Genomic DNA, 20,307 nt, shown 5'->3' with positions numbered 1-20,307 from the left:
ACAACAACACCTTCGATTAAAGGTGCTCCGTAATACGAAGGTCTCTTCATAAGCTTTAGCAGCTCTTTTCTCCACGAATTAATATCAATTTTACCTATATAGATTACCGGGACATAGCACCAGTCTAGAGATTTTAAGACTTCGTGTTTTTCTGGAACCCCGAGAAATCTCTTAGATTTTTTATCATATACATCGAAGGCTATTATAAAAGACGGAAGCTTGGTATAGAATATACTGTGCCTTATCCTCATATACTCGTAGAAAACAATATAATCTTCGTATTCTTTAGAGGAAAACTTACCATCAATCTTCTCCTCAACTACAACTTCACTACTAAACAGTATCTCTATCTCAGAATCTGATAAAGGTTCCTTACGGTAGGGCACAGAGTATAGAGGCAACCTCTTAATCTTTGGGTAGTGAACAATTTCAGTAGAGCTCAAGTAAATTCCCTACATCTATTAATACTAGCCAAAGCTTAATAATTTTTGAAGAAACTCAAGAGAGTGTTGTAGAACTCTTTAACTATCTGATCCACCGATATTGTTTCAACCATGTACTGAGCTAAGTCAATCCAATTCTCTTCTCGGAAAAAGAAAGCTATTAAAGCAGAAGCATCAACTACTATCACGATCCTCCCTCACAGAGCTAACTGCAAACCCTTTCGGGGTACTCCACCTAGCTTTCTCAAGCTCTTTCAAAATCTTCTCAAAATTCTCTTGAGCCTCTAACCTCCTCAAAATCTCTTCGATATACTTGCGAATCTCTTCAGCCCAGTTAACCCTATCCCTATACTTCTCCATCTTCTCCTTAACCTCTTTCCTAATCTTAACACTAAAAACAGCGCCCACATAAACCACCTAGTATACCACGATGGTCTACCAGCTAATAAACTCTAGGTAATCGCATCACCTTATATCTGTATACCTAGAACTCTTAGAAATCATAGCTCAGTATCTATGAAAGATACAACTTTTCAATAGTATCAACTATTCGCTTACAAAGGTCTTGGTCTACAGAAACCGTGTACAGAAGATAGAGTTCTTGGGTTACCTTAGCAAAAGCTACACGTATTTCAGGACCTTGAAGCTACTCTTCATAGAGTTTCTTAGCTTTACTTCTTATCCCTCATCGGTTTTAGATAAGTCTGTACTGTGTTAACACTATGTACAAGGATATCTACACTGAATGTGTTTAAAAGATAGAAGGTAAGCACAGGTGTTGGGCAATATGATTTGTATTCGAAGTTTTGGTAGTAATTCAATTAATTTAAATGATTTAAGTACTTTACGCTCTATGTTTATCGTGTAGCTATACTTACTCAACCGGATCAGTAGACTCATGTGGATACAACGGGAGCTCTATCTCCTAGCTATGTTCGTCACAGTTTATGGGTAAGTTTTTCGACTAACGTTTTTACCCACGGTCTAAGATTTACATATTCCCCTTTGACATAACCAAGCCTTTCTCTTTAAGGTCTTGGAGCTTATCGTAAAGTGGAGACGAGAGGAAAGCGTTTACATGGATCGAGTTTTCCTCCTCGAATAGGTCTAGAAGTTTCTTCAACTCCCCAATTTCGAGTGAAATCGGTAGATGGTATTAGCACAAGTTGGTCAAAGCTATCATGAATATAAACAACACCGTTGACGCCGAGTAGCAACGATATAAGCATAACGAAAGCTGTTTCAGCTTTGAATCCCGGTGTAGCGTTTACATATACCCTACAGTTTCTCTTCTTAGCACTTTCAACAATAAAAGAAACCTTATCTAGAACCTCTATCAAATTCATCAACATTAGCAATACCTCTAAGCTCAATAGATACGATACCCTCAAGCCCGAGCTTCTCAAAACCTTTCCTCAGCACATGGGCAACAAGTCTAGTATTACATGTTCTCGTAAACAAAAGGTATAGCTCTACATCACTAAACGAATGACCAAAGAGTTTCTGAATACCAAGAACACCATTAACTTCAGCACAACTCTTCTCCCTAAACTCAACAACATAATCAACAAGAGCTTCAACAAACTCTACATCCTCTAAAGCACTACAAACATCTCCATCAGGATACACATTTCTAGAATCATTAGGTGAAAGCCTAGACCATTCACTTAAATCTCTGTATCTAGAAATAAACTCTCTACCTCTATCCCTCCAAAAATTAGCTAAAAGTGAAGTACCAACAGGTGAAATATAGACAATACACCCCAAGGTAGTCGCCAAAAATAATGTAAAGCAAAGGTAATATAAATCTTAATCTTAAACAAAACGCTATCTCTATACATAAATACAAACTTCATGCTATATCTACTAGTTCTTAGCGTCTAGAGTTGTTGTAGCTCTCTACAGCTTTAAAGATTTGTAAGATAGCTTCAACTCTCTACTGGATTAAACTTAGGGTTTAAACTCTATCTCTACTCTAATCAATCTCTATCAATGATAAGTAGTGCTGCATATATCTAGCTAAAGAATTTGCTTTACTATTTCTTCAAGTTCTTTGAGATAGTCATACACATTCTCTTCTCTAGCTCTCTTCTCTAGATACCCTAAATCTACTCTATCTCTCCACACCATGTAGAGCCATAGAGCTTTATCTCTATCTTCAGTTGCGCTCCAGAATTTCCAACCAGCTAAATAAGTTACAATTAGCTCTTCTACAGGTTCTACATAGATTGTATAGTGTTCTCCAATCTCGATTTTTGTTGGCTGAACAGGTTTAGTATATACTGTTGATACAATATCTATAGATTTAAGCTGAAGTATCTCATACCTAGGTAGATAGCCTCTACCAATATTCTCAGAAAACATTTTTAGAAATAGCTCTACAACTTCTTTAGCTCCTACACCTTCAACAATTATATCAACATCCATTGTTCTATAGATCCTACCAGTATAAATTTCTACAGCAAAACCTCCCGTCAATATAATTCTCCCAAGATTCCTAACAGCTAGCTCTCTATTTAGCCAAGCCAAGAAATATAGATACCTCTTACCCTCATCAACAATCTGGATAAGCTTTGGCAAAATATCGCTATGAAAAACCCTATACATATCTATAGCAATACCACTATACATTGCTTCCCCCAAGACTCTAGCACCCCTTCCACTACAACTAGAATTCCACCTCTAGAACTCTATCAAATCCACTCCAACAAACAACCCTTAAATAATATCTAGCAAGCTCTCTAGCAATTAAACCAAGCCTAACAGAATCACCAACACCTCTCCTAGTAGTTCTATACCTACCTCGAGAAAGATAAGAAAACCTATACACAACCCTAAACACATTCCAACAATCTATAGACACACCCACCCCAACAACACCCCAAAACCCTACATTAAAACACCCAACCCAATATTCAACCCTTAACTATACAAACAGAATAATAAGCTTTCAACCTCTAAACACAAAATCACCAACAACCAACCACACCTTTCTACTCCCTTTTGGGAGTTTCATGAACTGTATATGGTTTGTTATGACAAGAATAACAAGGTTGTCTATCTTTCTACTCCCTTTTGGGAGTTTCCCATTGCTTTATGATGCAAAATCTGTCATCAAGTTGATAACTCCCTTTCTACTCCCTTTTGGGAGTTTCGTACGATTTTGTGAACTTATCACTAGCGTACATGTTTATTATGACTTTCTACTCCCTTTTGGGAGTTTCGGTTGATGAAGCAACTGCAAAGCAATCACTCATAGCTGATTTCCACTTTCTACTCCCTTTTGGGAGTTTCTGATGGTAACCCACAATTGAACCTGATGGTACACCTAACTTTCTACTCCCTTTTGGGAGTTTCATATCTCCCTCTCTTTATGAGCTCATCAATTGCATCAACGTATTGCTCCTTTCTACTCCCTTTTGGGAGTTTCTTTTTTCTTTCTTTGAGGGGGGTTGAGGATTTGGAGCAGTTTCCACTTTCTACTCCCTTTTGGGAGTTTCAGCTCATTACAAGACTCTATCTCTATGGCTATCGCCTCAGAGTATCTCTTTCTACTCCCTTTTGGGAGTTTCATAAATGTTTTAGATATATGTAAACATGATCGCGGATGTCATGGCTTTCTACTCCCTTTTGGGAGTTTCTCTCATCAGGTGTGAATGTCCTTGAAAAGAATTCTGGATCCTTTCTACTCCCTTTTGGGAGTTTCCGAAGAATCAATAGTTAATAAGATATCTGTTGATGCGAAAAACTTTCTACTTCCTTTTGGGAGTTTCTTGTCTACGTTTAATTTCCTTAAAACTTCTAGCAAGAGCTTTGCTTTCATCTTTCTACTCCCTTTTGGGAGTTTCGTTCTTCAATACCGAGAGAGATATCTGTATTAAGGAATAATTACTTTCTTTCTACTCCCTTTTGGGAGTTTCCACATGATATCACTAAAAAAATGCAGCGAATGCGAAAATCTATGCCTTTCTACTCCCTTTTGGGAGTTTCATAGATATATACATATACGCGCACACGCCCCAAAATAAGCACCCTTTCTACTCCCTTTTGGGAGTTTCTCTCATATATGTCTATCCAGTAGTCTGTGAAGCCGTGTCCTTTCTACTCCCTTTTGGGAGTTTCGGGTTAACAGATGTAGCGAAAGAAATTGAAAAACAAATCATGTTCTACGCTTTCTACTCCCTTTTGGGAGTTTCTATTTATCGAAAATATCTTGAAGATATATACTGATCTGAAGAACGCTTTCTACTCCCTTTTGGGAGTTTCCCTCTATTCTTTTATTTTACCTTATCCTAACCTTAGCCAGACAATTCCTTTCTACTCCCTTTTGGGAGTTTCATAAACACATTGTGCTCAACCAACATAGCACCAAATAGAGTCGCTTTCTACTCCCTTTTGGGAGTTTCATACTTTGTCCAAAGAGTGAAGACACATAGAAAGATACCGGTTCTGACCTTTCTACTCCCTTTTGGGAGTTTCAGACTTAATCAGCCACACACTACTACCTGTACGCAAAACAGGTATACTTCTTTCTACTCCCTTTTGGGAGTTTCAATTAATATTTTTTTCTTTGATGTATTTCTTTATCTCTGAATCCTTTCTACTCCCTTTTGGGAGTTTCAAAAATGGATCCAGACGTAATCGCCAATATAATCTCAGTATACACTTTCTACTCCCTTTTGGGAGTTTCGTGATACAAAGATTCAAAACAGGTATCCAAAAGCTTGACGAAGCCATCGACTTTCTACTCCCTTTTGGGAGTTTCGATGGATCCTGATGTGATAGCAAACATAATATCTGTGTACACTTTCTACTCCCTTTTGGGAGTTTCAATCATAGCTATGCTACTGCACCTTCCTTGTTTAGCGCTACTGTCTTTCTACTCCCTTTTGGGAGTTTCTCTCTAATCCACGTGAATACTTAGATGATGACGTAAAATATTTTACTTTCTACTCCCTTTTGGGAGTTTCATGGTACAATATATCAATGTCCACTATGGAGTCTCTACGGAGCATCAAACTTTCTACTCCCTTTTGGGAGTTTCATGTCAATCGCAATGAACTATTCCAGTCAAAGCGAAACAATAGAGCTCTTTCTACTCCCTTTTGGGAGTTTCAGAACGGTGTTCTTGTCGCTGAGAGGGCAATACCGGTTCCACCGGTATCTTTCTACTCCCTTTTGGGAGTTTCATACGAAAACGAATATCTAGTAAGTAATATAAGAGATGGTGTTGCATTCTTTCTACTCCCTTTTGGGAGTTTCCTTGTTGTATGGTGCTAGAAATGAAGTGTTTAATCAATCTGCACTTTCTACTCCCTTTTGGGAGTTTCTTGTGTTTACACTTATATATTTGTGTTTTTTAGGGTTTATAAATATTTTTATGAATTTAATCAGAAGATTCATAGCTATATTGATGATTTATATAATGGTTATTCTAATGAGTAAGAGTTGAGCTGATGTACCTGTTCTAATGATTTGATGAAAAGAATTGAATTTATATGTTCTAATGATTAAGTATTGAAAGTATTACTTGCAAAGAATAGATGTTTGTATTTGGTTTATTGTTTGGTTTGTTGTTTGTGGGTATAGCTTGTAATAGTGTTATGTTGTTTGTGTTTTCTTTGTTGAATATGTTTAGGGGTGGTTTGGGTTAGTCTAGTTTTATGGTTATTGTGTTAAGGGTTTTGGTGTTAGTTGGATGAGTTGTAGCGTTAGGTAGTGATGTAATCTGGTCTATCTTCATTTATGACTAAGAGTGTGTTGTTATTCTTGTTGATGCTAAGTTTTTGTCTACTTTCTTTGGAATATTAATAAATCTCTTTCGATCTACGTGAATAGACATTTATGTGTTTGTGATATTAGCAGTAGCTCTCCTGGGGATTTCAATATGTAGAGCTTGTTATCTCTAATACACTATGTAAATAACCTATGTAGTGTTTCCTGAAGCTCTGAGTTTTCTTTTCTAGGTAACCTCTAGCTATACGGAAAGTATTAGAAACAAAAATGTATTGGTTATTAAGATAAGATTGTGGTGAACTTGAAATAGTTGATGGATCTATATGTTTTTGTTTTAAGATCATGTTTCTTTAGATAGATTTAATGTATAGCTGATGTATATGAAGATTTATATTAAGAGTTATTGGTTATTATTAGAGATTGTGGTGTGTTATGAGTGTTTTATGGAGTGGTAAGCCGTATATAAAGAAGACTATTGTTAAAGCCTTTATACTTTATATTATAATAGGTATTATAATAAGTCCGTTCTTTATATGGACAATAATATTTGCGCCAGATGTATTCCTTACCTACGTTATTATCTACACTATCTCTACATGGATATTTGTAGCGTTTTACATATATTGGAAGAAAGCCCATACTTACTATGTAATGGAGAATAGTGTATTGATTACGAGAGACTGGGTTTTTGGTAAGTATCAAAGAGAGATTACTTTTGATAGAATACAGGATGTACATGTTCAGCAGGGGTTGTTAGCGAGAATGTTTAAGTGTGGTAGTGTAGTATTTGTTACATCATCTGGGCTAGAGGTTGGATATGTTGTTGGTGGTGGAGGAGGGTATTTTTATGCAGGAAAAGCTGTACCGAGACTTGTTAGAGGTGCATGGAATTCTTTCATAGATATTAGATTTCCTGAAGAGGTAAGAGAACTCGTAATGAAGAAGATAGTGTCATGGAGAGAAGTGTTTCAGCAATAGAGAATTGCAGAAGCAGTTGAGAGAATAGCTAGCAAAACTACACCTACTCTATCAATTTCAGAAGAATTAGCAAGACTTAAGGAGCTATTAGATAAAGGAGTAATAACGAAAGAGGAGTATGAAAAAGCAAAGAAAAAGCTTCTTGGGGAGTAAAACTAAATGAGCTAGTGATTTATATACTTTGAATTGTTTTCTAAATTATCTATAGGTTTATTGTAGGTAGATTTAACAATAAATCTAGAGATGAAAATAAGCTATATTAGTTAAAAAGAATAAGATATGTATGGATACTTACTACTTGATCTAGAGTCTTGTGGTTTTGGAAAGCAGAATCTCTATGTGGAATCTACTTAGATATAGTTATAGAAATTCTTAAAGAGGTAGAATGTTTAGGTTTATAGAACTTGATGAAATAAGCGGTATAGATGATTTATTAATACTATCTTCTCAAAATATTGTTGAGTATTGATTCAAGGTGTTTTGTAGATGTTTGTGTAATTCATGGATATAGCGGTGAGGCTTGCTTGTTTTAGAGAGTTTAAAAGAGTGTGGTTATAGCTATGGTTTTGTGCTGCAAATTGGTAATGGCTTTATGTATAGTTTTGATAGAGTTTTCGATATATGTTTACTAAAGCTTAGTGATTTAGATAGGTATATCTGGTTGAGTAAATCTGTTTTAGATTTGGTATTAGTATAATGTTTTGAGGTTGGGGAAATATCGAAGAGATTTTTGTGGTAGCTCTATAGCTTTTTATTGATTTAGTTTAGGTAGTAGTTATAGGTTGTATGGTGACTGTCTGTGGTAGATGAGGTTGTGAGGTGGTTTGAGGAAGCTCTTTGGGATTTAGATACAGCTAGGATTCTACATAGAGAGAAGAGGTATAATGCTGCAGCTTTCTATGCTCATCAAGCTGCTGAAAAAGCTTGTAAAGCTCTTCTATACCATATCCATGAAGCTTCCTGGGGCCATAGCGTTAGAGAACTTTTACTACGCTACTTCAAGAAATTGGAGAAGAATCCACCCGAAGACCTTATGGTGTGTGCACGTGAGCTAGATAGACACTACATACCTTCGCGATACCCAAACGCCCACCCCTCTGGAACTCCTCATGAAGCATATGATGAAGAAACCTCGAGAAGAGCTCTAGAAGCTTCTGAAAAGGTGGTGAATTTTGTTAGAGAGATTATCGGAATCTGAAGAACTTGCTAAAGCAGTCAACATACTTATATCCAACCTAAAGGTATACGCCATAATACTAACAGGCTCTAGAGCTCGTGGAAACTATAAACCGTGGAGCGACTACGATATACTCATTATAGCCGAATTCAGAGAAAAATACCTAGACAGAATAGCGAAAATACTAGAACTACTAAAAGATATAGAGCTAAACATCGAACCACACCCATACACAATCGAAGAAGCTACAGAAATGCTAAAAAAAGGAAACCCACTAATAATAGACGCACTCTCAGAAGGAAAAACCCTATACACCACAAAAAAATTCGAAGAAATAATCAAACTCTACAAAAACCTAATAAACAAAGGACTCACAAAAACCAAAACAACAATCATACTACCAACAAACAACACAACCCCAGAAAACAACACACAAACTAACCACACCACAACAAAACACAACCACACCCCAAAAACCCATAATAACCAAACACATCACACACCAAACCACTTACTAACCCCTTAGGAGTTTCCCATTGCGCTGAGGCCCAACGACGCCTCTGGACATATATCTCAATCGACTTTCTACTCCCTTTTGGGAGTTTCTTTAGTAAATACATTTAGTTTAAATATGTTACCTTTACCAGAGAGCTTTCTACTCCCTTTTGGGAGTTTCTTGAATTGGTGCTAAGAGATAAGGGAATAGATGTCGGAGACCAAGTTGTACTTTCTACTCCCTTTTGGGAGTTTCTTCTAATGTTTTTTGTTCTTTTTCTTGAACTGTTGTTGATGTGATCTTTCTACTCCCTTTTGGGAGTTTCGGTCTAGTAATATCACTAGTGTTCAATACATTGCTACCCATGGTAACCTTTCTACTCCCTTTTGGGAGTTTCTGAGATACTATGATAAGTTTGTCATCAATGTACAAGATAATGATGTCTTTCTACTCCCTTTTGGGAGTTTCATGGTAATCAAATTACATTGATTTATGATCATTTGTATAGAAATGCTTTCTACTCCCTTTTGGGAGTTTCTCGCATATGCACTTGAAGATCTGGTCAGTAGGCTTGGATACAAACTTTCTACTCCCTTTTGGGAGTTTCATATACATACACTATTGAACATCATGAAACAACTAAGCGTGTTTATGTTGCTTTCTACTCCCTTTTGGGAGTTTCAAGGCGGATAAACGTTTATTATGCTTTGTCTATAAGTTTTTTACTTTCTACTCCCTTTTGGGAGTTTCTCTCTTCCATATGCTTTCATTTTCTCTGTATAGGAATGATACATATCTTTCTACTCCCTTTTGGGAGTTTCATGAGAAAGCTCGAGTCATTTATTGAGTATTTAATGACGTATTTCAACTTTCTACTCCCTTTTGGGAGTTTCGAACAACATAATAGAATAGCCATTTTATGTTGGGGGTCTCGTTGCCTTTCTACTCCCTTTTGGGAGTTTCATAATCAAGCTACCTGATCCCTCTCTACATAAGATAGGTTTCACCAGCTTTCTACTCCCTTTTGGGAGTTTCAGAGCGAGGATGATTCTACAAGATCCGAAATTGGCGCAAGCATCTTTCTACTCCCTTTTGGGAGTTTCTCTGAACACATGTGGTTTGTCAATATCCATTGTACTGGATAGTGAACTTTCTACTCCCTTTTGGGAGTTTCTGCTAGAAAAAAGAAAGACTACATAAAGATGAAACAACATCTATACTTTCTACTCCCTTTTGGGAGTTTCGGATGGATTTAGAGAAGTTTACAGACGAAGTAGATGTGGTGGTTGAGAGAAACTTTCTACTCCCTTTTGGGAGTTTCCGAAACCAGTCATGCCATCCCTTACATGCTTCTGTTTTTCTTTCTACTCCCTTTTGGGAGTTTCACATCAATTCTTTTATTCTAGTTCGGTTTTGATTGAACCTGTATATACCTTTCTACTCCCTTTTGGGAGTTTCAGAAAATGATGCTAGATGAACTGCGGAAAAAATTCAATGCACAGATCTTTCTACTCCCTTTTGGGAGTTTCTGGTAAGTTGTGATGAGGTTTACGAGTAAAAAGAAAACTGAAGAACTTTCTACTCCCTTTTGGGAGTTTCTTTTTGTCTCAGCTGTGGATCTGCAATGTATTGTTTTGTGTAGATGCTTTCTACTCCCTTTTGGGAGTTTCTCTCCGCACATCCTCTCTATAGAGCTCTGCAAACCATAGAAAATCAGCTTTCTACTCCCTTTTGGGAGTTTCAGGAGTATACGCAGCAACAGTCATGCTATGGGAGAAAGAGACCTAGACTTTCTACTCCCTTTTGGGAGTTTCGAGAGACTGAAGCCGGTGGAGGAGATTAGAAGTAGAACAGGATCCCACTTTCTACTCCCTTTTGGGAGTTTCTGATGCAGCTACTAGTGTTATTATCAACACATACCTGACATACACTTTCTACTCCCTTTTGGGAGTTTCTTGATGGAGCAATGAGAATCATATCTGTGAAGCTACCTGAAGCATACATAGCTTTCTACTCCCTTTTGGGAGTTTCCTAAATAAGTATGGCACATCAACAATTATTGCTGTTTTATCTGATTTCTTTCTACTCCCTTTTGGGAGTTTCAATTCAAGGTAGTAGTAGAGGTGGTTAGGAATGGAGTTGCCTACTTTCTACTCCCTTTTGGGAGTTTCACGTAGATCTGTTCTCGGGTAGTGGGCTTGGGTATGTTAGTGAAGCTTTCTACTCCCTTTTGGGAGTTTCGTTCTCAAGAAATAGATCCAGATGAATTGTTAAAGAGAATTTCAGACTTTCTACTCCCTTTTGGGAGTTTCAAGTCTTGTGCATTCGACCATGGCTAGCGCTTGAGCTAGCTTTCTTTCTACTCCCTTTTGGGAGTTTCAAGTACTATGGAGACCAATGGCTAGGTATGGTGCATATATCTTTCTACTCCCTTTTGGGAGTTTCTTGTGTTTACACTTATATATTTGTGTTTTTTAGGGTTTATAAATATTTTTATGAATTTAATCAGAAGATTCATAGCTATATTGATGATTTATATAATGGTTGTTCTAATGAGTAAGAGTTGAACTGATATAGATGTTCTGATGATGTGATGAAAAGAATTGAATTTATATGTTCTAATGAGTAAGTATTGAAAGTATTACTTGCAAAGAATAGATGTTTGTTTTTGTTTTGGTTTATTTTGTATTGTTTGTTTTTTGTGGTGTGTTTATGGTTTGTATCTGTATTTTCCTCTCTCTATTTTGTCTATGTATCCCATTTTGTGTAGTTTTTCGAGTATTTTTGATAGTTTTTGTTTTGTTATTTTGTATCCGGATTTGTTTATTTCGTCTATTATTTCTTTGGGGGTTACTGTTCCTTTTTCTTTTATGTATTCTAGTATTTTGTTTGTTGTTTCATCGAGTCTTTTGGATAATATTATTCTTTTCTTTATAGTGTTTACATCTATGTTTATTATTTCGTTTCTTCCTTCTAGAGCTATGTATATGGTTGTGCTCGAGGCTTTTATTGGATCTGTTAGTGTGTAGGCTATGTATGTTTCTAGTACTAGTAGTCTTAGTCCTCCACCTAGGTCTAGGGTTACTGGAGCATTTTCTTCGAGTATCTTGATTATTTTTTCAATTGCTAGGGGAATGTCTGTGACATCTATATCTACTCTCTCAACATTTACGTTAATCATGTTAGCGAATTGTTTAAGCATTGTATAGGCTGTTTCAGCTCTTTGATCTACTTCACCTCTGATGTTGCCTACGAGAGCCACGATTTTTACTGGCTTTATGCTACTCTTTGTTAGTACAAGTAGTGTGTGAGATATATCGAAACCTAGTGTTGTTACTAGTGTGTACATAGATTTCTCACCGGGATACACACATAGACTCTGAAGAGGTAATTGCTTTAAAAATTGTTTTGAGTGTCTAAGAATTCTTGGTACACTAATGGATTCGGATAATAGAAAAATATATATGCGAGAAGATATATTTAGTTATTGGTGATAAACCTGTCTGTTGTTCAAAGATATCCTGGAATAGTTGAATTATTCAAGAAGTTAGCTGAGAACAAAAGGTATGGTCCTATAGATAGACTTGCTAGAGCCTTAAGTTCTGAAATGGTTAGAGTAGCTCTATACGAAGCTCTTAGGATTGGTGTTACCGAGGGATGGAGTATACCGTCTGATGCTGAAGTTGATGGATTTCTAGCAGAAGTAGAGAAGAACCTAGGGATAGCTCAGAAGATTGCTGTTATAGCACTTACATCAGCACCAAAGCAGGTGTCTACGGGGTGAACCTATGTTCCTCTCCATGAGCTTTAGGCTAAAGGTTGAAGTAGAAGCCCTTAATATGGTTGAAGCAATGGGTGCATACAGTAGACATAGAACAGTATCTCTACTTAAGCCCAGGGGTGAGGGAAAGGGATATAGACTCGTCATAGCTCCCGCAGTCTCAGGACAAGCAATAGCCTATGGCTACATGAAGAGTTTAGTAGAGCTAGCAACAATAAAGAATCTACCTCTATGTGGTCAATGCAGAAACTATGAGAATAGAGGGGGATTCATAAAGCATGGCACAGACAGTACAGGTAAGCAAGAGGATCTTATTAGGGAGTGTGTAGTTGATGATATAACAGGCTTCATGATTGCACAAGCAAATGTTAGAAGAACATCACCGATACAGTTCAGCTACATGGTTCCAGATATAGAGGGCTCCGATGTATCAATAGAACCTCAATTCCATGTAAGAGCGCCAATGCCTGGACAAAAGCCTCAGCCTTTCCAAGTAGAAGCTGGGACAGCTATATATGTTCTAGGTGTTGCACTAGATATAGACAAGATAGGTGCAGTAGCTGGAGAAGGAGGTGTACCGAAGAAAGTTGTAGACAGTAGGGTACCTAGGATTAGGATAGCTATCCAAGCACTAGCAAATCTAATCGAGGGACTGAGTTTCGGAGCTAAGAAAGCTAGATATCTACCGATATACGATGTTGTAGGAGCTATAGCAGCTCTATCACATCCAGTACCATTCATGGTGTCTCCAGCTAGAGTAGGTAGAGATGGCAGCAACTATATATCGAAGACATTATCTAGAGCTTCAAACTATGTAGATCTATTCAAGGATGTAAATGAAGAAATAGAAATTGTGTATATGGATAAAGAAGGTCTCAATATAGAAACAAAAATCACAAACGTAAAGATTGAAAATGCCAACAACGTCTCAGAGCTTGTAGCAAAGATACTGAAAAAAGTTGAGGAAAAGGTTAGGGATTAGATGTGGCTAGAAAGCTCTACGCTGTACTAGCAGAAGTATCGACATACGGCACTCTAGCTATCTATACCCCCTATGCATCTATATCTGCTGACACATATCTTCTACCACCACCAACAACAATAGTTGGAGCACTAGCATACTCTTACTACAGATCATTGAATGACTTGAGAGAGTTAACAGAAAATGGATCTTCACCAGCTGTAGAACTGATTGACAAGAAAAAAGTTCTCTATGCAGCTGCAGGAATAGTGAAGCCTATTGGGCTCTCGAAATCTATAGAGAGGTTATACCAACATATATATCTAAAGAAGCAGCACTGGAAAAGACAGGAAATGGCTTATACGATAGGTGTTCGCCCGATATCTGTAGTTGATAGACTACAGATATTCTTTATTTTAAGTGATGAAGAATTGGTGAAGTATTGCTACGGAATAACGAGACTTGGTAGAAAAGAGTCTCTAGTTGCTGTAGATAATGTAGTTTCGATACCTTTAGAAAATGCTTTAACAGATTCAAAATACTGTGAAACAAGTTTCTATTTTCCATTAAGTATAGCTAAAGATTATTCACCAAGAGGGATGTGGATAGAGATCAATATGCCTATACTTGATAAACAAAACTATGCCAAGAAGACAACTGTTCTAGAGCGATACGTAGTACCTAAACCTTTTACCGATGCAAAAGCCACAGTAGAGCTGAATGAAGAGGGTGTAGTGCTCAAGATGAATATAAGGGATAGAGAAATAGTTGAAGTTCCTGTACCAAAACGAGCTATAGAAATATAGAGAAGGTGTAGAGAATGTCTAGACATGCGAAGTCATCTACACTTCAACGAGGGATAACGGTGCTGGATCTCGTAAGATATAGGAACTATGCATTTGCTTGGTTCTCTGAGATAGCTATAAAGCTATGTACTGGTAGAGATCTCGAGGAACTAAATCAGAACAACATAAGTAGCATTCTATCTGATGTAGCTAAATGCTCTAACGATCTAATAAACAAGATGCATAAAGCTAATAAAGATCCCTGTACTTCTAGTCCTATACCTCTAACCGGAAACGATCCTAAGGGGAAGATGAATCTCTGTTACGCAAACACAGTCCTCAATAACTTGCTATCCATGTCTAAAATAGAATCTCTACCACTTCCTCCAGCACTTTCTCTAGAATTTGCAGAGTTCACAAGATCATTCATGGGTATTGGTAGAGAGAAGAGAAACGTATTTGTGATAGCTGAAGAGGTTCTTGCGCTATCGATTATAGGGGCAAGACTAACTCAATCATATGTAGCTAACCGTGAGTATGGCTACGTATACGTAGAAGTTGTACCGTACATTCTTTCCCTAGATAAGCTTAGAGACCTAAACTCTTTAGCCAAGAGAATTACAGAGAAAGTTCAGAAGAATGAGGGTAGCATAAACGTTGTCTTCATTGGTATAGCTACAGCGATTAGTATCGTAGCCAAAGAGTTTCTAAGAGATATCCTGAAACGCGATGGACATACAATAGCAAATTACTTAAGGATAGCTAGAACTGGGAACAAGATCATGGTTAAGGGCTTTGATTCTATAGATCTTGTACATCTAGCCAAGATAGTTAAGGCTGGTGGCATCGCTGGTGCACTATACAATATACTGAATAGATATCCATCCAAGGAGTATAACTCGTTGAGGAGATTCATAGAGTTAGTTGCAACAAACTTGATAAAGTATCAGAGCTTTAGAAAGCCTCAATACATATACGAGATCCTTAGGTACCTAACATCACCTGAGCTAAATACTGAAGGAGTTGAATGGTACACAAAGAAAAGTGCTAGAGAGCTTGACTGGAGTGAGATTGTAGAGAGATTCACAAGACTCTCTAAACTCATAAACTAGTCAGCTGATTCTCCGAGGAAGCTAAAGCATGTCTCATTTGTGTAGCAAATTTTCAAGTGGTAGAGCACTCATAGATACCCTCTCAAACTATATATACAGTCTTGATAAATTTGATCGAGTTATAGTCGTAGAAGCTCCTACAGGTTATGGCAAATCTGTTGGAGCACCTATTGTAGGTGCATTAAACTATACAAAAAATTTTTCTTATAACTTCATCCACGTGCTACCTCTAAGAGCTATAGTTGAGGATCTCTACTTATGTAAGTATTTAGCAGCTGTAACCAGCTGTAAATCAACTAAATGTAGAGCATTGCCGCCAAATGTGTTTATCGAGGCTCTGAAGACAATGGATATAGATGAAGGTGATATAGCTTACCAGATGGGTCTAGACCATATGATTAGAGGTGTAGGAGTGAAGGAGCCTACCTACGACGCTAAGGTGATGGTATCTACACTAGATTCCTTTGCCTACACCTTCTTCAGAATACCGGTAACAGAGATGTTTAGAGAAGTAAAACATTATGCTATTCCTAGGGCCCGGATATTTACATCAACTGTGTTTCTTGATGAAGTTCATATGCTTAAGAGATTCGATGACGAGTCGTCTGAGAGAGCTTTAGCTTTCTTAAAGATACTGCTTGAGTTCTCTATAAAGACATCGACACCTGTTGTATTAGCAACAGCAACTCTATGGAGTAGATTTAGAGAAATTCTAGCAAATTGGTGTGAAGGTAAAATAATGTTCTTCACTCTATCGAATAGAGATGAGAAAAGCGGTTCAACTGTTTATGTAAGAGACCGGGAATTCGAAGATGCTGCAAAATCGATAAAGTGGGTCACGAATATCGTAGAAGAGAAAGATCTTGTAGCAAAAATCAATGAACATAGTAAATGTGATGAGAGAATTCTTGTGGTAAGAGACACTATACGTCTTGCTGTAGACACATACAATAAAATTGATGTTGATTCTAATGAGAAGGTTCTTATCCATAGCAGGCTATGTCTAAAGGATAGAGAAGATGCTGTAAATAGGGCTAGGACTGCAAAAGTTGTTGTAGCAACACCTATTATTGAAGCAGGTGTTGATTGGGATTTTGATGTAGGTTTTAGAGATGCTACAAACACTCCTTCAGCAATACAAGTCTTTGGCAGGATTTGTAGGAGTAGAAGAGATTGTGAAGCTTCTGTCTATCTAGTCAAGGTGAATAACAGTTTAAGAGAGTTGATTGAGTACATAAACATGAATAGATATATCGACTGGAGAATACCGTACAGCTATACTAGAAACGGAGTAGAGTTCAAAGGCTATAGCGAAATACTAGAAAAATCAGCTACCATAACCATAGATGTAGATGAAAAAGCAGAAAGAGATTTTAGAGCATTAACAGCACCAATCTTCCTTCCATCAAAATACATAGAATCTGTACTAGAGACTACGAACTATAGCATACTTAAAGAACCTCTAACACAATTTTATGTATATGGATATAACAAACTTGAAAACTCGAGGAATTCAGATGAAATTATATCTGGAACATTCACATATTCCTTAGAATTAGTACGAAAACAATTGCGATGCATTGACTATTTCGTATGTGTTGTTGATAGAGAAGGTGAGCTGATTACGAGCTTCAGAAAAAATGTTTTACACACTACCATCAATTCTGTAGAGTATGCAAAGCTCTACGAGGAATGTATTAAGTCTTCCTCAGAAAATAGAGGTAGACCTATTTTCATAGGATTTGTTTTAAAGGAGAACTGCTACAGAAATGGGCTTGGTTTCGTAGGTGATGAGTAGTGTGTTACGCTTATAGAGATAGAGGATCAGAAGAGTTTTTACTAAACCACTTAGTGGGTGTAGAGAAGTGTTGTGAGGAGAGGTGGGAGCTTAACGCATTATCACGTAAGATCTCCAGAGTGCTAGAGATACCTATAGATGATGTGAAAAACGCCATACTCTTGAGCTCGTTGCTACACGATCTAGGTAAAGTTGCACAAGAGTTTCAAGAAAAATGTGATCAAGGGATATGTAGAGAGTTTCCGAGACACTACATGATATCGGCATTCTTGGTACACCTAGGACTAAGTGCCATGGGAATTGTAGTAAAAGGGAAAGATGTTAGCAATTTTATGGAGGATAGATTTAACGAGATTGATAGAAATAAGGTTACAGGTATTCTAATTCTATTCCCTATAGCGTTTCACCACTATCACCAAGTTAGAGGCTATGGAAGCTACTCTTTTAGAGGCTGTGGAAGCTACTCTAGCGATTATTTGGAGGAGTTTGTTGAAAAGCCTAGAATTTGGGGTAGATGTATTGAATGTCTAAAATCAATACATGAATATATAGACAATAACAACATACTTAATATAGCTAAAAAGTTGCTCGATTTTTTGTTGAATCTAGATAAGCTAAGGAACAGCGATGTGTATAGGAATAGTAAATTATTTATCGAGAATTTCTATAACGATGTAGTGGATAAAGGTGTGAAATTGCAATCAATAACATTATCGAGTGTTGTTATAGAATCGATTACAGGTTTGATTAATTTATGTGATGGTTATGTAGCTCATAGAGCACGAGGTGTTGGTAGGAAATGATATCAGTGTTTAATATCAAGGCTACTGTTGTTAGGTCTGTTCCTCTTATTGGTTGGAGTGGTTCTTTTGTGGCTAAGGTTGTTAAGTCTTGTTTTCCTAGAGAGGTTCTTGATTGTGGTTTCTCTATTTCTCCTCTGCTTCAGAATGGTAGGATTGTTTTGAGTGGTGTTAATGGTTCTCAGGTTGTTTTGGATACTGGTTCTAGTTTTTGGTTTAGGTTTGCTTCTTATTGTAGAGATGGGTCTGTTGTTGCTAGAGTTGTTGATGTTGTATCTAATAATGTTCTTGATGTTTTTAGGGCTTCTGAAGTTGAGTTTCGTGTATATGAGTCGTCTATTGATTTGCTTAATGACTGCGATTTTTGTGGTGAGGATAAGCTTGTTAAGTTTATTGATTCTAGGGGTAGAGCTATGGTTGAGGTTTTCTTTGGTCCAACAATGCTTATGTTCAGGGGTTGGAGGGTGCTATACCCTTCTCCTCAGAGGCTTGTATATACCTTGGCTAAGTCTAGTGTTGATTTCTTGAGTGTTGATCCTAGGATTGCTAGGAAAAGAGCTAGAACTCTATCTAGGAATATTGAGATAGTTGGTTATGGAACCAAGGTTGTAGATGTATCTATAGGTAGGAATAGAAAGGTTAAGGCATTCATGGGGAAAACTGTCTTCGGGATTCAGGGGCTGGAGAATCTTAGGGATTTTGTTGAGCTACTTGAGGTCGGTAGACTGGTTGGTGTTGGTAGGTCTAGGGGTATAGGTTTTGGCTATATAAACTATAGAGTATTGTCTTGAATTGGTGGATATAGTTTTGATGAAGCTCTACATAGTTTCAAAACCTTTAAATAGTTCTATAGATGATATGCTTAAGGTAGTAGGTTTCGATAGAAAAACAGCTATAGCTATTGTCGGCTCTAATCTAGCTGAAGAAGACTACTGTAGTAGGTATCTGTGTCTAGATACATTAAATGGTTTCGAGGAATTGACAAAAAACGTAGTCGAGATTATTAAGAGAAGAGGTATTCGTTATGTAAAGCTTGTGCTAGGAGATACAGATGGTCTTACTTCAACAGCTATCCACACTATGTACATGGTTTTTAACACAATTGAGCTAGCTATAGATCTAGAGATTGATCCTCTAAACATAGTCTATGATGAAGAACTCATTAAACTAGACTTCAAGCCTAGGCTTTGGCTAGATCTTAGAGATCTAGAGATACTGACTAGACTAGATAGCTGTAGAGCTAGTAGAGATATAGCGGATATGCTCAACATCCCTAGCTCTAGCTCAAGACGAAGACTATTCAACATGATGAGGAAAGGATTAATAGATATAGTGTATAGAGGTAGGAAAAAGATATACTGTCCAACAACTCTAGCCAAGATCTTTTCCTACACATTGATGCAGATGTTTCTATAGAAACAAATACTGCATCTAGTCTTAGATGGAGTTGATCTAGGGAGCTTCTCTTCAGCAATCATCTTGTGGATCTCTTTTACAGATCTATAGACTATTTCCCTAATATTGGGCGATATAGCTATCTCGAATACAGATCTAGGTTCGAGGGAGAGAATAATTGCTCTATAGACAGGTTTATTGATTGTTTCTTCAACAGCTATAGCATAGCTTACTAGCTGTACTATATGGTGTAGAGTGTATCTTTTAATAGCTTTAGGAGAGCTTCTGAGCTTAATCTCTATAGGTATAGCTTCTTTATCGCATATAGCGAGAGCATCTACATAGCCATGTATACCTAGTCTACTGGAGTAGACATATCTATCAACCTCTATACAGCATCTATCGCTAAGCTTATGCTTAATAGCTTCGTATATGTTTTGGAGTGAAGGTCTAGATTCTCTAGCATACATCATGGACTCTGTAGGAGGTTCAAGTATAGTGAATATCTTGAAGTAGGCTATCCTCGGACAGTAGGTGTATTCCTTGATTATTGTTATAGGTATCATAGAACTTCTAATGGCTTTTCACCCACCTTAGCCTGGGAATTAAAGAACATAGCTTTATCCATGTACTCCTTAGGCACAACTATAACACCTATAGAATCTGTAGATCTATCTATAACTCTTAGAAGAGCTCTAAAAGCTTCTTTAGCTAGACTAGTGTTTCCTTTAGCTATATATACACTTCTCTGAACCCTTTGGAAACCAAGTCCCTGAAGCTTTTCAGCAGCTATAAGTCTTCTACTATTGTCAGATATATCGTAGAAAGCAACTATATAGCTCAAA

Annotated in this window: 20 protein-coding genes and 2 CRISPR repeat arrays; of the genes, 11 read left to right on the top strand and 9 right to left on the bottom strand. The window is 37.2% G+C overall.

The window, feature by feature from the left end; genetic code table 11:
- The 6 genes from QXK50_03325 to QXK50_03300 form a co-directional block, all read right to left on the bottom strand.
- Window positions 1-443: RNA ligase family protein (locus QXK50_03325; protein ID MEM2008195.1), on the bottom strand; the 443-nt coding region annotated here is incomplete at its 3' end.
- Between the two features lie 174 nt (window positions 444-617).
- Window positions 618-851: a CopG family transcriptional regulator gene (locus tag QXK50_03320; protein ID MEM2008194.1), complete on the bottom strand. Its 234-nt coding sequence runs from the start codon at window positions 849-851 to the stop codon at window positions 618-620.
- Between the two features lie 635 nt (window positions 852-1,486).
- Complete coding sequence (locus QXK50_03315; protein MEM2008193.1) at window positions 1,487-1,795, bottom strand: putative CRISPR-associated protein; 309 nt, start codon at window positions 1,793-1,795, stop codon at window positions 1,487-1,489.
- Window positions 1,764-2,210, bottom strand: coding sequence for a hypothetical protein (locus QXK50_03310; protein ID MEM2008192.1), 447 nt, complete (start codon window positions 2,208-2,210; stop codon window positions 1,764-1,766). Before QXK50_03310 ends, QXK50_03315 begins: the two co-directional genes overlap by 32 nt.
- 252 nt (window positions 2,211-2,462) lie before the next feature.
- Complete coding sequence (locus QXK50_03305) at window positions 2,463-3,086, bottom strand: hypothetical protein (GenBank protein MEM2008191.1); 624 nt, start codon at window positions 3,084-3,086, stop codon at window positions 2,463-2,465.
- A gap of 25 nt (window positions 3,087-3,111) precedes the next feature.
- On the bottom strand, window positions 3,112-3,312 hold the full coding sequence (locus tag QXK50_03300) for a hypothetical protein (GenBank protein ID MEM2008190.1): 201 nt from the start codon (window positions 3,310-3,312) through the stop codon (window positions 3,112-3,114).
- Window positions 3,313-3,432: 120 nt separating this feature from the next.
- Window positions 3,433-5,773: a CRISPR direct-repeat array (repeat unit 25 nt; unit sequence CTTTCTACTCCCTTTTGGGAGTTTC).
- Between the two features lie 838 nt (window positions 5,774-6,611).
- Between QXK50_03300 and QXK50_03295 the strand changes: the two genes are divergently transcribed.
- The 3 genes from QXK50_03295 (at window position 6,612) to QXK50_03285 (ending at window position 8,860) form a co-directional block, all read left to right on the top strand.
- On the top strand, window positions 6,612-7,157 hold the full coding sequence (locus QXK50_03295) for a PH domain-containing protein (GenBank protein MEM2008189.1): 546 nt from the start codon (window positions 6,612-6,614) through the stop codon (window positions 7,155-7,157).
- A gap of 799 nt (window positions 7,158-7,956) precedes the next feature.
- On the top strand, window positions 7,957-8,355 hold the full coding sequence (locus QXK50_03290; GenBank protein MEM2008188.1) for a HEPN domain-containing protein: 399 nt from the start codon (window positions 7,957-7,959) through the stop codon (window positions 8,353-8,355).
- Window positions 8,330-8,860, top strand: a complete 531-nt coding sequence (locus QXK50_03285) for a nucleotidyltransferase domain-containing protein (GenBank protein ID MEM2008187.1) — start codon at window positions 8,330-8,332, stop codon at window positions 8,858-8,860. The genes QXK50_03290 and QXK50_03285 overlap by 26 nt, the downstream gene beginning before the upstream one ends.
- Before the next feature lie 55 nt (window positions 8,861-8,915).
- Window positions 8,916-11,275: direct repeats of the CRISPR family, unit length 25 nt; unit sequence CTTTCTACTCCCTTTTGGGAGTTTC.
- A 265-nt stretch (window positions 11,276-11,540) separates the two neighbouring features.
- Here the strand turns inward: QXK50_03285 and QXK50_03280 are convergent.
- Window positions 11,541-12,179 carry a winged helix-turn-helix transcriptional regulator gene (locus QXK50_03280; protein MEM2008186.1) on the bottom strand — a complete coding sequence of 213 codons (639 nt, stop codon included), beginning with the start codon at window positions 12,177-12,179 and terminating at the stop codon, window positions 11,541-11,543.
- 138 nt (window positions 12,180-12,317) lie between these two features.
- Between QXK50_03280 and QXK50_03275 the strand changes: the two genes are divergently transcribed.
- The 8 genes from QXK50_03275 to QXK50_03240 are packed head-to-tail and all read left to right on the top strand — an operon-like array spanning window position 12,318 to window position 19,483.
- Window positions 12,318-12,614, top strand: coding sequence for a hypothetical protein (locus QXK50_03275; GenBank protein ID MEM2008185.1), 297 nt, complete (start codon window positions 12,318-12,320; stop codon window positions 12,612-12,614).
- A 4-nt stretch (window positions 12,615-12,618) separates the two neighbouring features.
- Window positions 12,619-13,593, top strand: a complete 975-nt coding sequence (locus QXK50_03270; GenBank protein ID MEM2008184.1) for a DevR family CRISPR-associated autoregulator — start codon at window positions 12,619-12,621, stop codon at window positions 13,591-13,593.
- Between the two features lie 2 nt (window positions 13,594-13,595).
- Window positions 13,596-14,378 (top strand): type I-A CRISPR-associated protein Cas5a, encoded by a 783-nt coding sequence (gene cas5a, locus QXK50_03265; protein MEM2008183.1) that lies wholly within the window; start codon window positions 13,596-13,598, stop codon window positions 14,376-14,378.
- Window positions 14,379-14,392: 14 nt separating this feature from the next.
- Window positions 14,393-15,469: a hypothetical protein gene (locus QXK50_03260; protein MEM2008182.1), complete on the top strand. Its 1,077-nt coding sequence runs from the start codon at window positions 14,393-14,395 to the stop codon at window positions 15,467-15,469.
- Window positions 15,470-15,497: 28 nt separating this feature from the next.
- On the top strand, window positions 15,498-17,267 hold the full coding sequence (cas3, locus tag QXK50_03255; GenBank protein MEM2008181.1) for a CRISPR-associated helicase Cas3': 1,770 nt from the start codon (window positions 15,498-15,500) through the stop codon (window positions 17,265-17,267).
- Window positions 17,267-18,070 (top strand): CRISPR-associated endonuclease Cas3'', encoded by an 804-nt coding sequence (locus QXK50_03250; protein ID MEM2008180.1) that lies wholly within the window; start codon window positions 17,267-17,269, stop codon window positions 18,068-18,070. The genes cas3 and QXK50_03250 overlap by 1 nt, the downstream gene beginning before the upstream one ends.
- Window positions 18,067-18,858 carry a CRISPR system precrRNA processing endoribonuclease RAMP protein Cas6 gene (gene cas6, locus QXK50_03245; protein ID MEM2008179.1) on the top strand — a complete coding sequence of 264 codons (792 nt, stop codon included), beginning with the start codon at window positions 18,067-18,069 and terminating at the stop codon, window positions 18,856-18,858. Before QXK50_03250 ends, cas6 begins: the two co-directional genes overlap by 4 nt.
- A gap of 16 nt (window positions 18,859-18,874) precedes the next feature.
- Window positions 18,875-19,483 (top strand): hypothetical protein, encoded by a 609-nt coding sequence (locus tag QXK50_03240; protein MEM2008178.1) that lies wholly within the window; start codon window positions 18,875-18,877, stop codon window positions 19,481-19,483.
- Here QXK50_03240 and cas4 read toward each other — a convergent pair.
- Window positions 19,456-20,028 carry a CRISPR-associated protein Cas4 gene (gene cas4, locus QXK50_03235; protein ID MEM2008177.1) on the bottom strand — a complete coding sequence of 191 codons (573 nt, stop codon included), beginning with the start codon at window positions 20,026-20,028 and terminating at the stop codon, window positions 19,456-19,458. The genes QXK50_03240 and cas4 overlap by 28 nt on opposite strands.
- Window positions 20,025-20,306: a CRISPR-associated endonuclease Cas2 gene (cas2, locus tag QXK50_03230; protein ID MEM2008176.1), complete on the bottom strand. Its 282-nt coding sequence runs from the start codon at window positions 20,304-20,306 to the stop codon at window positions 20,025-20,027. The genes cas4 and cas2 overlap by 4 nt, the downstream gene beginning before the upstream one ends.
- Between the last annotated feature and the right edge of the window lies 1 nt (window position 20,307).

The organism is Ignisphaera sp. (assembly GCA_038831005.1).
GTDB lineage: Archaea > Thermoproteota > Thermoprotei_A > Sulfolobales > Ignisphaeraceae > Ignisphaera.
This window is presented reverse-complemented; position numbering and strand designations above follow the sequence as displayed.

Excerpts from the sequence above, each read along its gene's own strand:
- QXK50_03315 (MEM2008193.1), bottom strand. The coding sequence starts at position 1,795 with ATGTTGATGAATTTGATAGAGGTTCTAGATAAGGTTTCTTTTATTGTT.
- QXK50_03295 (MEM2008189.1), top strand. The coding sequence starts at position 6,612 with ATGAGTGTTTTATGGAGTGGTAAGCCGTATATAAAGAAGACTATTGTT.
- QXK50_03280 (MEM2008186.1), bottom strand. The coding sequence starts at position 12,179 with ATGTACACACTAGTAACAACACTAGGTTTCGATATATCTCACACACTA.
- QXK50_03270 (MEM2008184.1), top strand. The coding sequence starts at position 12,619 with ATGTTCCTCTCCATGAGCTTTAGGCTAAAGGTTGAAGTAGAAGCCCTT.
- QXK50_03260 (MEM2008182.1), top strand. The coding sequence starts at position 14,393 with ATGTCTAGACATGCGAAGTCATCTACACTTCAACGAGGGATAACGGTG.
- cas3 (MEM2008181.1), top strand. The coding sequence starts at position 15,498 with ATGTCTCATTTGTGTAGCAAATTTTCAAGTGGTAGAGCACTCATAGAT.
- cas6 (MEM2008179.1), top strand. The coding sequence starts at position 18,067 with ATGATATCAGTGTTTAATATCAAGGCTACTGTTGTTAGGTCTGTTCCT.
- cas4 (MEM2008177.1), bottom strand. The coding sequence starts at position 20,028 with ATGATACCTATAACAATAATCAAGGAATACACCTACTGTCCGAGGATA.